The organism is Chitinophaga sp., assembly GCF_017745275.1.
Taxonomy (GTDB): domain Bacteria; phylum Bacteroidota; class Bacteroidia; order Chitinophagales; family Chitinophagaceae; genus Chitinophaga.
The window spans coordinates 444,887-457,788 of the sequence record NZ_JAGHZS010000004.1; the positions used below are offsets into that span (position 1 = coordinate 444,887).

The following is a 12,902-nucleotide window of genomic DNA, read 5'->3' on the forward strand; positions in this document are numbered from 1 at the left end:
CTTCCTTGTTTAAATTTTTAATGAATGATTATACAATAAAAGGTTTTACGATGGCCAGCACCTGGCTTGCAGTAAGCGGTTCATCAAAGCTTTCGCTTGCTGCGTTTGCGTTCACGAAGTTTAGTATGTTTACTCCCGCTTGCGTCGTGAGTTCTTCGCCATTATAGTTAGCCTGTACTACACTACCAATGCCTCCTGTATCGTTGCCGGTAATCCAGGGCTTAATGTTTGCTCCCCTGGCCTTACGCATCTGGCGTATATGAGATGCGTGTCTTGCTTCAACAGAATGAATTTGCAATGCCGCGGTCAGTACCGCGTGGCTGGATATTAAGTCCCCCGCCCTACCCTTATAAGCTCTGACCCCGGTATCTTCAAAAGCCTGGGCTACCGCCAAAAAAGTATCATAGTTGGTGAATACATTGCTAAATGTTCCGCCAGCTGTAAAGTCGAATGTAGGTTTTGTTACAGGCGTTGCGCCGAGTGAACTCAGGGTAGCCTTCAAAAATGCAACGTGAGCAGTTTCATGATCCCTGATAGTGTTAATAGCTCCCACGGCTGGGGTACCAGCAGGAACAACACCTGATGCGGCACCTTTGGTGTAGAACTCCGCTTCCAGGTATTCAAGTGTGAGGGCATAATTAAGAACGGAAGCTATGTCAACAGACGATTGTCCATAGGCCGTTTTAAACATACTACCCAGTGCGAAAGGGATAGCCGCCATAGCAATTTTACCACCTATTTTGGCAAACTGTTGCATGGCTCCACGCCTGGTATCAAGGCGGTCATGCACCTCCGGATCTATTTTTTCTATGGATGATATAATATTTACAAGATTCATGACTACATTTTTAGAGATGAATAATCAGACTTCAGGGTGTAGGAAGGTTTCCTGCGTAGAGCTTCGATTTAAGAAACGTGCTGGCTGTCATCAGCACATCAGCAGGCTTGCTGGCAAGGTCGAGGCCATTGGCATTAATGACGGTGCTGTCAGCAAAAGAACCATTGCTGATCAAATCGCGTATCAATGCAGCATGACGCGCTTCAACAGATACAATCTTACCCGCCAGCAGGAGATAGTTGCTATCTTTAAGAAGTTGCCCGGCGCCGTTATAGGCAGATACACCCAGATCTTCAAATGCTTTGGCGGTAGCAAGCACGCTGTCGCGGCTTCCAAAGTTTACTGAAGAAAAGTTTACCTCAAGATTTTTGATCGCCATTGTCCCTAAAGCTGCTTTAAAAAACTCCCGGTGCGCTATTTCATGATCACGTATATCTGTCAACAAAGACTGCTCATTGGCAGTTATTCCACTAAACGGGCTGGCCATCACCTGCGTATAAAAGGCTGCTTCCAACTGTTCCAGCGCATACGCATAATTGAGTATTCCGATGTCACCTGTTCCAAGGTCAATGCTACCGGGCGGCATAGTGTTGTTATCGTTTTTGTCATTACTACACGCCGCAATTACTGTAGCCGAGGTGGCGGCCAATCCCAGGTAAGAGAGGAATTTTCTCCGTCCCAACATTGCGGGCAATGGAAGGTCATTATTGCCACGCGATGGCAAATAAGTGTTTTTGTTGTCCATAAATCAGATGTTAGGTTACATAATCATTCAGAATAGTTTTTGGGTTGCATAGAAGCACGCCAACAACTTGTTAGTTTCTTGATTTTTGTCAGTTGTCGTTTGAGATACGAGATGTTTTCTCTAAAAGTTTGGGTGGGTTGATTTTTTTTTAAAAATAAAGCCGCCTGATATAGGCGGCTTCTGCATTTGAATCTACTGAGGTAAAACCGTCAGCTATTTATGATTTCACATTTCCAATTACAAACATTTGGTCCAGTGTCGGGGCTGCGCTTCCTCCAGCCTTCTCAAGGGTAATGGCAAAAGCCGCTGCGTTCACTACACGCTTCAGGTAGCAGAGAGAAAAGGCACAATCCGATATCATGCCGGCATCTACAGGTTTTCCATCTACCAGGGCCCATAGTTGATATTGTTTGCCAGGCGGCACTGCAGGCAGATTATTGGCTATCAGGTATACCTCCCTGCTCTGCATGTCCCAATATACCGTAGCAAGACTACCTTCCTTTCCTTTAACGCCAGCCAGTGGCACTTTAATCACACCTGCCTGTGACATGATCTTCAGGTCATGATCGAATGTCGTTAATCGTGCGTGATACGACTGATTATCCGCAAGCAGCTGCATCTGCTCTTTTTGAAGCGCTACAAAATCGCCCGTAGCCTTTGTATATTTCCTATAGAGATATACATTCCCTGCAGCACTGACAAATAGAGCAAGCACGGCAGCTGCAGCAACAAATTTAAAACGACGGTTGATGACATGTACAGATCCCGACGTTACAGCAAATTCTTTATGGAGAGATTTTAATAACTGCTCTTTAGTGCCCCCCGAGGCCGGGCGACCAGTTGCTTCTGAAAACTCCCGAAGCCATTGTTCCCGTTCTTTTATTGCAGCAACCACTTCAGGGTATTCGAGACTAAGGCGCTGAAGTTCAGCAACTTCCTCTGCATCTGCCATACCTAACAGATAACTTTCAATCACTCCACTTTCTATGTATGCCTTGATATCCACGTTAAAGTTTGATCTTTTTTTTAAGTTGTAATAATGCTGCCCTTAGCCGTGTTTTGACTGTCCCCAGCGGTATTTGTTCCATTGTTGCGATTTCCTTTTGGGTATATCCTTCAAAATAACACAATTCGATGATGGTCTTATACTCTTCTTTCAGGGTATAAACAATTTTTCGTAACTCCGGAAGATCGGATGAGGGCCGCGATTTGTCAGGCAACTGCGCATAGTCGTCAGTTAAGCTGTTATTTCGTTTACTGTTCTTCCATTCTTTACTGCGGGCAAGATCAATAGCTGTACTACGGGCAATGCTGAACATCCAGGTAAAAAGCCTTCCTTTATCAGGATCATAGCTATCAATCAATCGCCAGATTTTTATAAATACCTCCTGGAGAATATCCGTCGCGATATTTGGATCCGGAATTATATTATAAATTACACCATTCAGCGCTGACGAATAGTGATCGTACAGGTAGCTGAAAGCAGCCTGCTCACGTTGCTTTAACCCATTTATCAACTGCTGTTCGGTCGTATATGTTTGTGGTCCCTTCAAAGCCGGAAATATTCAAATGCGCCCTTATTTACGAAATTATTTTTCGAAAAGTTTGCATGAACAAAAATTTCTTCGGTCTTATGAAAATGTAATGGTTAACGATCAATAGTCGGGGGCTTTTTCAGGCGCCCATGCAAACCCATCTCCCCGCCTTACAACACGGCCAAAGCCAGGATACGGCATATGATATCCCAATATCAACATTCCTGAATTAGCAAAATCATTCAACACGTTTCGCCGTGTTGCAGCGGCTAGCTCAAAGTCGATGTCAAATATAGTTCCCCACTCAGGCTTATTGAAAAGCACACTTTCCTCGTGACAGATGTCGGCCATATGTATAAATTGTTGATCTCCGGCCGATACTTCAAACATGGTATGCCCGGGAGTATGTCCCGGTGCGGGTATAGGGCGCAGAAAGCCCGGCAAGGTAGATGTTTCATCAAAGAACACCAGTTGTGCCCTCACCACCTCCAGCATTTGTTGTATCTGTTGCTGAACTTCCAACAATTCTTCTTTTGCATTTTTACTTTTGGAGAAATCAGTAGCCTTCGATTGCCAGAAATCATGCTCCATCTTTGAAATATGTACCTGGGCGCCAGGAAATGCTGGCCGGTGATGGATATCAATCAGCCCCCCCAGATGATCCGGATGTGCATGGGTGAGTACTACATCAGTTACCTGTTCAGCCGCTATACCGGCGGCTTTTAGCTTACTTCGCAGCTGTCCTCCGTAGGGGGTAGCGCAATACCCATTGCCGGCATCTATTAATAAGATACGATCATCCCATCTAAAAACGGGGATATTGTGCTTCAATAATATTGGATCAGCAACTGTTTCCAATTCATCCGGGGAAATACCTGGCGCCAGGAAACGCTTATCATAAGGAACTTCCCCATCACTAACTATTAAATTCATTTTTCTCTATTTTTGACGCAAGTAAATACGCTCGCCTCAAATAATAGCTTAGACTATATTAATGAGCTTAGACTAAAATATCAGACCAATGGAAAAGATAAGCATCAGAAAGACAAAGGAATTTAATCCTGCTAATTGCGCCGTAACCTACTGCTTGAATATCATTGGTGGTAAATGGAAACCTGTTATTATTCATCTGATCAGAAATAATAAAAACCGATATAGCCAGATGCAAAAAGGAATACCGGAAGCAAGTAAGCAGACACTCACCAACCAACTCCGGGAACTCGAGGCAGATGGTGTGATAGAACGTATTGTTTTTGCAGAAGTACCACCCCGTGTAGAGTACCACATTACCCCGTTCGGTAATACACTGCTACCCATAATCGACGCCATGCGGGCCTGGGGAAGGCAACAAATGGATTTGAAGTAAATCAGCAGGTCCCGATACTCAACATATGATTAACGGGCTTAAGAGTGCTATTGATGGTGATATAAAGCCGTTGTTTCAGCTATCAATGCGTGCATTAAGGTTTCCGCTTTCCGGTGCTTCAAAATAGGGGCAATCTGCCCTCCCCAAAACTGGATCATATCCCATTGCGCTTTATCCAAAGCAGACTTTCGCAAAGAAGACATCCATTGACTTTGTAAGGGAAATGGAAGGAAGTCAGCTTCTTTTCCTTTCGTTTCTTCTGCTATCCGGCTGGTAAGCCCACGGCCAAGCCTACCCGTAAATACCTTTGTCAGTGCAGTATATTTTGCTTTATCAGAAAACAGCATCTGCCTGTGTATAGGCAAAATATTAGATTCCTCACAGGCCAGGAAAGCAGTGCCTATCTGCACGGCAGCAGCCCCCAAAGTCAGGGCGGCACTGATACCTGCACCGGTGGCAATTCCACCTGCCGCAATAACAGGAATCTTCACTTTCTCCCGGATAAGCTGTACCAGTACAAACGTTCCCGTCAAAGAAGCTTCCGCTGAACGAAGGAAAGAAGGACGATGCCCCCCGGCCTCAAATCCTGAAGCAATGATCATATCCGTCCCCGTTGCTTCCAATGCAATGGCCTCATCCAATGTAGTGGCCGCTCCCACTGTAATAATGCCCCTTTTGCGGCATTGTTCCAATACATCCTCCGTCAGCATGCCAAACATATAACTGAATACTTTCGGCCGGATGTCCAGTACCGCCTGTACCTGATTCTCAAACCTGGATTGAAAAGGTATAGGTTTGGCAGGCACCGGTAGCTCCAGTTCATCAAAGTAGGGCTTAAATGTGCGAACTGCCCTTTGATAGGCTGTTTCTGTAACAATTTCACCTGCTCCCGCATCGACGTCTGACACCCACAAATTTAAATTGTAGGGCTTATTGGTGGCTGCTCTTATCTGTTTATCTATTTCCACAATTTCCTGCGGACTATTGGTATATGCACCATAACCACCCAGTCCACCGGCATTTGAAACGGCAGCTACCAACTTTACCGATGAAAGATTACCGCCAAACGGTCCTTGCATAATAGGATAATCAATACCTAATATTTCTGTTGCTTTTGTTTGATACCACATACGGATGAAAATATTAATTATTGACTGCTGTCAGAAATACAATATCGATCTTGTCATTCACGATTTTTCCTTTCACAAAATCAAAGAATTTCTTTGCATGAGCAGATGCTTTGTGTATGTCAAATGCAATGTCGCTTTTATAGGATTCGTAAACAACAATTGATAAAGGAGCATCTTTACGCGTATTTACCGCAAATTGACTGCAGCCAGGCTCCTGGTTACTTTTCGCGGCCATCGTTGCCAGGGCTGCTGTCACCTCCATTTGAAAAGCGGGCAAAATTTCCATATACGCCACCAGGTTAACAGCCTTTTCAGCACCTTGTACTTCTGATGGCTTGGGCTCTGCAGGAGCATCTGCTGTGTCACTAATCATTTTATTAACCAGCACCCACTTTCCATCAATTTTATGAAAAGAAAGAAATTCATGGTAGACAAAATCATACATCACTACTTTTACTTCCGCAATCGCGATAGAGTTAACCGTTTTAACAGACAGTATTTCGCCTTTGAACGGCTTGCCGGAATGCTTTGGACTTTGCCGGTTTTTAACCCCATCCAGGTATTGTTGCAAATCCTTTGCGTAGGGCTGCCCTTTTACATCTCCCAGGAACAAAGTCCGGGGATGATAAATAGTGCTTAACAGGGCAACATCACCCTCATATATTCCTTTGAAATAGCGATTTTCCAACACATCGGAAATTGCCAGTGAATCTTGTTGCTGCGTTTTCATCCCGGTATTGTTTTGTGCTTTGCTACCGGACATTATAAGGGATAGCAAAACGGTAAAGTATAATATTTTCATCTTTGCTCAAATTGTAACCAGCTTCCCATCATGCTATTTATTATCCGCAGTGATACCTTGTTCACGTAATACCGATACCTGCTCTCCTGCGTATCCCCAGTTATCCAGCTCAATTTCCTGTATGGCAATATGGGTGAGGTGCGGATCTTTGTTAAAAATGGTCGTAAACAAATCGGTGATACCTTTTATTAATTGTTGCTTTTTTTCACGGGTAACTCCTTCGCGGGTCATTTCAATTTTAACGAATGGCATTGGGTTAGTTTTGTGCAAAGGCAGGCGTTTCCACAGCTTTTGCGGTGAACATAATATTTAGTTCGAAGTCGTTGTAAATAAGTGTATCCCCAAGGTTCTGGAAGAAATTGCCGGATCTGAATCTGATACCATACTGCGTACGGTCTATTACCAACTTTCCTGTTGCTTTCAAGGTATCTTCACTGATAGTAATATTTACATCAAATGCCACCTGGTTGGTGATCCCCTTAATGGTAAGATGACCATTAATATGATTACCGTATGCGGAGATGATGTCGAAACTGGCTTCCGGGTAATGCTCTACTCCGAAGAAATCGTCGGAGGCCAGATGCCCGGCAAATTGAGCATTGGTAGCAGGATCGGTGATGTCCAGTATACGGATAGAGGTGGTATCTACTACAAACTTACCTGCTTTAATTTGTCCATCTGTTAAAAAGAGTTCACCTTCTTTGAGGTTGATGGTTCCATGGTGAGCTCCGGTTACTTTTCTACCTACCCAGCTGATGCTGCTCTGTGCAGCTACCATGTTGAATTTTTGTGTTTTCATCGCTTTGTATTTAAATGGTTAAAAATTTATGATACAAAGTAACGATGGCATTTTGAGGTGTTTACGTGACCTACATCACATTCTTCTTATGCGAATGGTACAAACGGCTTAAAGTCTCCCTGGATACTCCCAGGTAAGCAGCAATTAAATGCTTGGGAACAAGATTATATAATTCGGGGTATAACCTGAGTAACTCCTCATAGCGGGTTTTAGCATCATTATTCATGAAAGAAAGCAGGCGCTTATGTGCTGCAACATAGCCTCTGTTGGTACGCCAGCGGAAAAAATACTCAACCTGGTGAATCTCACGACAAAGCTTTTCCCTGTCGGCATTGGAAAGACTCAGCAGGTTTGCATCTGTAATACAATCAAGGTTAACGGTAGCACTGGTCTGAGAATATAAAGCATCATAGTCTGACGCCCACCAGGTTGGCATTGCAAACTGCAGAATGTGCATTTTTATATCCTGATTGATATAAAATGTTTTCAGGCATCCTGAAACAACAAAATATTCGTGATCCACTTTATCTCCTTCCCTAATGACTACCTGGCCCTTCTTAAAAGACAATGGCTTAAAATGGCTAAAGAAGTACTCAAACTCTGCCGGAGTAAGCGATGCCTGTTTGGAGATATGTTCATTTAATAATTTCCTTGCGTCGATCATAAAAATAAAATCATGTTTCATTTACCGCTAAGTGCCGGCATTAAAGATACCAAAGTTTCCTTTGTCGTCAAATCAGCCAGGCCAACGCCATGATGGAAGATTTCGCGTAATACCATCACTTGGCAGCTCTCATGATCCACCAAACTTTATCCTTCTGTTGTATTTTTTGAGTGATCACTGCCGGTGGCTGTAGTTCAACCAGGTTATATTCAACAGGAATATTGTCCTTTACTGCTTTTGGAATAAGGGCAGATATTTTACCGATACCGGTATTATCATATGTATACAGGAGGGCCGGAAATGTTGATATACCTGGTTGAAGTTTTTACCAATCAAATAAAAACCGCTCCTATAGTACAGCGTGCTGATGATCTGTACTCTGGGCAATTGATTCCCATTCATCTACTTCTTTTGAGAGCAGTGCAATTTTGTCACGCACGCTTTTTACCGCATCCTTTCCAATAGGCAGGTGTAACGGAGGATGCTCACTGTTTGCCAGTTTTATAATTACATCGGCAAGTTTTCCGGGATCTCCGGGCTGGCTGCCGTGAAAGTTTCCTATGTGTCCACGCATTACACCTACGGTGTGCTGGTAGGCGTCCAGCACCAGTTTGGAACTTTGATAAGAGTCTGTAGAAACGAAATCTGTTGAGAATAATCCGGGTGCCACCGAAGTAACTTTAATACCCAACGGCGCCAATTCAATGGAAAGCCCTTCGGATAATCCATCTACAGCATATTTGGTGGCCCCATAGACACCGAATCCAGGAACAATATTGCGGTAGGCAAAAAGGGAAGATATGTTGATAACATGTCCTGAGCCCTGTTTACGTAATTGCGGCAGTACGGCCCTGGTTACATGGAGCAGGCCAAAGACATTAGTATCAAACTGTTTGCTGATTTCATCTGCGGAGGCTTCCTCTGTAGCTGCCAATAATCCATATCCGGCGTTGTTGACCAGGACATCAATACGCCCGAACCGGTCGATAGCCTCCCGGACACCGGCCTTTACCTGCTGCTCATTGGTAACATCAAGCGTGACGATGTGCAGCCGGCCGGCGCCGCCAAGACGGTCAGCCACTTCTCCTGCATTTTTCCTGACAGTGCCTGCTACCAGATCACCTGCAGCCAGCGCGGCTTTAGCAATTTCGAATCCAAACCCTTTAGAAATACCGGTGATGAACCAAACTTTACTTTTCATAATTGTACGTTTTTAGAAAATGATAATTGATTTTGTTTATCTGTATTGACTTTGTAAATGCTAATTTCAAAATATGACCGATCGGTCATATTTTGGGCAAAAAAAAGAGGCATTACCTCTCCTGTTCGTTAATCAATTTTTTCAAAAAGTTGGTAACGATTCTCACCTTTGCATTATTACCAGCAACGCGGGAGATAACAACACCTCCTTCAATAGCCGCGAACATAATAGTGGCAAATTCTTTATAATCCCAATCAGGCTTAAACTCCCCGGATTTAATACCATCCCTGATAATAGTGGAAATTAGTTTTTGCGTGTATTCTATTGATTGATGTATCTGCTGATTCACAGCGGGGTTGGTGTCATCAGCTTCTGTACCAAAATTAATCATCGGACAACCACCTGTTACCGGTGGATTCATTACATCTGTTAATACATCCATAAACGCAAAAAGCTTCTCCTTGGCAGTCCTGGCCCTACCTATTGCCTCGCTCACCTTTTTCCCTAAAAGTTGCAGGTTATAGCTAACCACCGCCTGGGCCAGTTGCTCCTTATCTTTGAAATGCACATATAGAGAACCCTTTGAAAGCTTTGTCGCTTCCATTATATCACTCATCGCAGTGGCCTCTATTCCTTTAATGTTAAAAATGGGGGCCGCCCGTTCGATAATAAATTGCCGTGTTTCTTCTCCTTTAGACATCATTTAATGAATAACAACACAAATATACTGACCGATCGGTCATTTTAAAAATTTACGCTATCATTTAACGAAACTCTGACAATCCTTCTCTGGAATAGAGATAAGCTCATCATCAGGGTTCAGGGTAGTGCACAAGATTGTCCATTGCAGGTCCAGGTGGTGGTAGAGTAAATACTACATATCTTTTCGGGAAATATGATCACGTGCTGTCCTGATTAGTAGCAGCGTACTATCAAGAACAACATCATGGTTGGTTTTAATGTCTTCCGTACTGATGTGAATGATCTTATCGGGAATAACACCGGCACCATAGGGTATCTCTCTTTTCTGCTGAACATATTGTTTAAGATCCACAACAGATATATCAACGGCAATACCTGATCCAGGGAGCCTATAGGAAAGGCTATTATGCCCCGTGTGGCCATAGTAACCGCCCATTGTTTCCTGACCGATTACACAGGCATTCCCCTCACTTTTTACCATAGAGGCAAATAGTGAAGCTGCTGATGCTACGGCGGGATCTACGAGCAGATATACCTTGCCCTGAAAGGCAAGACTATCTGGCCTCCACCATTGGCTGTAAGCAGGATTCTGGTAGTATCTGCCGTCACGATACTGATTATGTTCATCCAGGAAATTTTCTTCCAGTTCGCGTATATCGGCTGTATCATCGGTGCAATATTGCGGGTACGGTATTCTCTGAAATATCGTAAAAGCTTCTTTATTCTCTTTAAAGGGCAGATGGGCAAGATAAGAAAATGTCAGCAGGTCATTGGGATCAGTGCCGCCACCATTACCCCTGATATCCACTACCAGATACCGGATTGCCTTTGATTTCAAAGAGGCAAAACTATTGGCCAGAAATTTCTTATAGGCGGCATGGGTAGACGATTCAGCATTACCCAGCGAGAACGAGGGAATCTTAAGAATGGCCGTTTCCATACTGTCGATTATCTTAAAAGTATAACTCTTACTCCCTGTTGTATCCAATAAAAGGGAATGCCGTTTCTTATATAGACCGGTATACTGAGTCATAGTAACAGATGGCAACACAATGGTATCATTGATAGTGAACTTTGTAGCCGGGCCATATTCCATAAAATAATACCAGGGAAACCAAACATTAATACCTTCAGCTTTCCCTGTAATATTAAATCCATCTGTTGTGTAGTATTTATAAAGAGCCTGGATAATTTTGCCTGCATCGATGCCATTAATGGAATGAATTTGACTACCTGCAGGTAACTCTTTTCCATCAATATTTAGCAACAGCTTATCATCCACCAACTTTACCGGGTATGGAAAATACGTCTGCTCCGCCAATAATTGCTTCTTCAATTCATCCGGAAGGGAAACCTCATCATGCAAACTTCCGATATAACTCATGATGGCTGCCAGGTATCGGTAAAAACCGCAGACATCTGTGGCATCATTGATTTGCTTTCGGTAATGGGCAAACAGGCTATCTATCTGTTCCTTTGAATGGTACTTATACAAGCCGGCATGGGCCTTCTCAAGAATTGATTGATAAAGATCAAAGTCGTTCAACAACACTGACCGGCCAATAACTGGCCTGCTTTGTGCCGACACCCGATCCGGGGAAAGAAAAAAAATCAGTAGTATAAGCTGACAGGAGAAAAAATATTTCATCATATTGCCATCATCGCCACAGGTCGTGCCATATTTTTGTGATTATATAAATCAAAATAATACAAATTCAAGGTATCTATATATGTCCGAAACCGGGACAGATACCGGACAAACTTAGGGTTTACTGTTGCAATCCGCTTTTTATAAGGTAACGGTAATGTATGGTTACTGGGGAGAATTACTGATAGAAAGCTACATTGAAAACCTGTATGAATCCGTGAAGAAAGCTGGCCCTACGCCCACTCTTAAATCACATCTGGCTGCTTTGCATAAAACGCCAACAACAGCTACTGTTCGTAATAAAGTAGAGGCCAATGCCATGATGAAAGATTTCACGGAATACCATTCCCTTATCAAAATAAATGGAGAACAGAAGATCATTTCTAAACAGTTTCATAAATACGACAAATGATTCTCTCCAAACTGAGCGTAAGTTAAATCTCCGGATACTTCCTTATCCTTTGCAGTGGGTTACAACTCTAACACATAATACAACACATCTTCGGTTGTGCCATCAAGCCAATTTACAGATTCACGGTAGCTATACGTAAATCCAGCTCTGCGGATAGCGGCTTTAGAAATAATATTACTTTCACGATGACTTATCTTCAAGCGTTTCAACCCCAGTTTAGAGGCCCTGGCAAACCTGGCTTTATAAAAGAGAGTAGAAAGCCCCATACCTCTATACGCTTTGCGGATATATGACTGACCAAGATATCCTTCTTCTTCATCCAACAATACAATGCTGGTCATCCCTATCAATTCGTAATCTTTATAAAGCCCAAAAATTGTTCTTGGATGCCTTACCCTCTCCTTCCACTCAACATCCGTTAACTCTGACTCCGCCGGACTGGTACATCGAAACATAGTAGGTTCCGTCTGGATCGCTTCCAGGCGAATACTTTTATAAAGATTATATTCTGTCTCAAGGAGCTGGCGGATAATGAAATGACCTGTTTCTAATTGTAGTTGATAGGTATCCATAGCTACTTATATGTTGATTTTAATTTTGTCTTTCGGCAATAATTCAATTACAGAATAATACAAATAGGTAATAAGGAGAGAAGATTTTTTCGCGCCCATATAAATGCGGCTAATAAAAACGAACTAACTTAGGACAAACAAAGTTCTTTAACACCTTACGCCAATAATTGGAGGCAATTTTTGTGCAAATAAAAAAGGCCCACTTTCGTGAGCCTTCTTAAGACATTGGTAGTTACTGTGCCCAGAACAGGAATCGAACCTGCACTCCGTTGCCGAAACAAGATTTTGAGTCTAGCGCGTCTACCAATTCCGCCATCTGGGCAATCATTTTACAAGAACTCTCCGCGTCAATTGCGGGATGCAAATATAGGCACTCTTTTTTATTCTCCAAGAAAATTTTTCATTTCATTAAAAAAAATCACGCAAAAACAATCTGCGTCACAGCAATAACACATCAGCCTATACCGCCCAAAACCGCTACCACAAAA

The 12,902-nt window shown here is 43.1% G+C and carries 16 protein-coding genes and 1 tRNA gene; 2 read left to right on the forward strand and 15 right to left on the reverse strand.

The window, feature by feature from the left end; all coding sequences use genetic code 11:
• Positions 1–28: 28 nt before the first annotated feature.
• From J7623_RS14515 to J7623_RS14535, 5 genes are all read right to left on the reverse strand, one after another.
• Positions 29–838 carry a ferritin-like domain-containing protein gene (locus tag J7623_RS14515; protein ID WP_291921214.1) on the reverse strand — a complete coding sequence of 270 codons (810 nt, stop codon included), beginning with the start codon at positions 836–838 and terminating at the stop codon, positions 29–31.
• Between the two features lie 31 nt (positions 839–869).
• Positions 870–1,583 carry a ferritin-like domain-containing protein gene (locus J7623_RS14520; protein ID WP_291921217.1) on the reverse strand — a complete coding sequence of 238 codons (714 nt, stop codon included), beginning with the start codon at positions 1,581–1,583 and terminating at the stop codon, positions 870–872.
• 217 nt (positions 1,584–1,800) lie between these two features.
• Positions 1,801–2,589: an anti-sigma factor gene (locus tag J7623_RS14525; protein ID WP_291921219.1), complete on the reverse strand. Its 789-nt coding sequence runs from the start codon at positions 2,587–2,589 to the stop codon at positions 1,801–1,803.
• A 1-nt stretch (position 2,590) separates the two neighbouring features.
• Positions 2,591–3,136 carry a sigma-70 family RNA polymerase sigma factor gene (locus J7623_RS14530; RefSeq protein WP_291921222.1) on the reverse strand — a complete coding sequence of 182 codons (546 nt, stop codon included), beginning with the start codon at positions 3,134–3,136 and terminating at the stop codon, positions 2,591–2,593.
• Between the two features lie 102 nt (positions 3,137–3,238).
• A complete protein-coding gene (locus tag J7623_RS14535) occupies positions 3,239–4,051 on the reverse strand; it encodes an MBL fold metallo-hydrolase (RefSeq protein ID WP_291921224.1) in 813 nt (270 codons plus the stop codon).
• An 88-nt stretch (positions 4,052–4,139) separates the two neighbouring features.
• Here J7623_RS14535 and J7623_RS14540 point away from each other — a divergent pair, with 88 nt between their 5' ends.
• A complete protein-coding gene (locus tag J7623_RS14540) occupies positions 4,140–4,484 on the forward strand; it encodes a helix-turn-helix domain-containing protein (protein ID WP_291921226.1) in 345 nt (114 codons plus the stop codon).
• A gap of 47 nt (positions 4,485–4,531) precedes the next feature.
• Here J7623_RS14540 and J7623_RS14545 read toward each other — a convergent pair whose 3' ends face one another.
• From J7623_RS14545 to J7623_RS14580, 8 genes are all read right to left on the reverse strand, one after another.
• Entirely contained in the window at positions 4,532–5,614 is a 1,083-nt protein-coding gene (locus J7623_RS14545; protein ID WP_291921229.1) for a nitronate monooxygenase, read from the reverse strand.
• Positions 5,615–5,627: 13 nt separating this feature from the next.
• Entirely contained in the window at positions 5,628–6,344 is a 717-nt protein-coding gene (locus J7623_RS14550) for a nuclear transport factor 2 family protein (protein ID WP_291921232.1), read from the reverse strand.
• A 105-nt stretch (positions 6,345–6,449) separates the two neighbouring features.
• A complete protein-coding gene (locus J7623_RS14555) occupies positions 6,450–6,668 on the reverse strand; it encodes a 4-oxalocrotonate tautomerase family protein (protein ID WP_291921234.1) in 219 nt (72 codons plus the stop codon).
• A gap of 4 nt (positions 6,669–6,672) precedes the next feature.
• Positions 6,673–7,215: a YceI family protein gene (locus J7623_RS14560; protein WP_291921237.1), complete on the reverse strand. Its 543-nt coding sequence runs from the start codon at positions 7,213–7,215 to the stop codon at positions 6,673–6,675.
• 70 nt (positions 7,216–7,285) lie between these two features.
• The gene (locus J7623_RS14565; RefSeq protein ID WP_291921240.1) at positions 7,286–7,879 is read right to left on the reverse strand and encodes a Crp/Fnr family transcriptional regulator; all 594 of its coding nucleotides are present in this window, start codon (positions 7,877–7,879) and stop codon (positions 7,286–7,288) included.
• A 349-nt stretch (positions 7,880–8,228) separates the two neighbouring features.
• The gene (locus J7623_RS14570; RefSeq protein ID WP_291921242.1) at positions 8,229–9,080 is read right to left on the reverse strand and encodes an oxidoreductase; all 852 of its coding nucleotides are present in this window, start codon (positions 9,078–9,080) and stop codon (positions 8,229–8,231) included.
• A 112-nt stretch (positions 9,081–9,192) separates the two neighbouring features.
• Positions 9,193–9,780, reverse strand: coding sequence for a TetR/AcrR family transcriptional regulator (locus tag J7623_RS14575; RefSeq protein ID WP_291921245.1), 588 nt, complete (start codon positions 9,778–9,780; stop codon positions 9,193–9,195).
• A gap of 174 nt (positions 9,781–9,954) precedes the next feature.
• Complete coding sequence (locus J7623_RS14580; RefSeq protein WP_291921248.1) at positions 9,955–11,433, reverse strand: S41 family peptidase; 1,479 nt, start codon at positions 11,431–11,433, stop codon at positions 9,955–9,957.
• Positions 11,434–11,557: 124 nt separating this feature from the next.
• Here J7623_RS14580 and J7623_RS14585 point away from each other — a divergent pair, with 124 nt between their 5' ends.
• Positions 11,558–11,842 (forward strand): nuclear transport factor 2 family protein, encoded by a 285-nt coding sequence (locus J7623_RS14585; RefSeq protein WP_291921251.1) that lies wholly within the window; start codon positions 11,558–11,560, stop codon positions 11,840–11,842.
• Positions 11,843–11,901: 59 nt separating this feature from the next.
• Here J7623_RS14585 and J7623_RS14590 read toward each other — a convergent pair whose 3' ends face one another.
• Positions 11,902–12,414, reverse strand: a complete 513-nt coding sequence (locus J7623_RS14590; RefSeq protein WP_291921255.1) for a GNAT family N-acetyltransferase — start codon at positions 12,412–12,414, stop codon at positions 11,902–11,904.
• Between the two features lie 238 nt (positions 12,415–12,652).
• Positions 12,653–12,736 (reverse strand) — tRNA-Leu (locus J7623_RS14595).
• Positions 12,737–12,902: the final 166 nt, after the last annotated feature.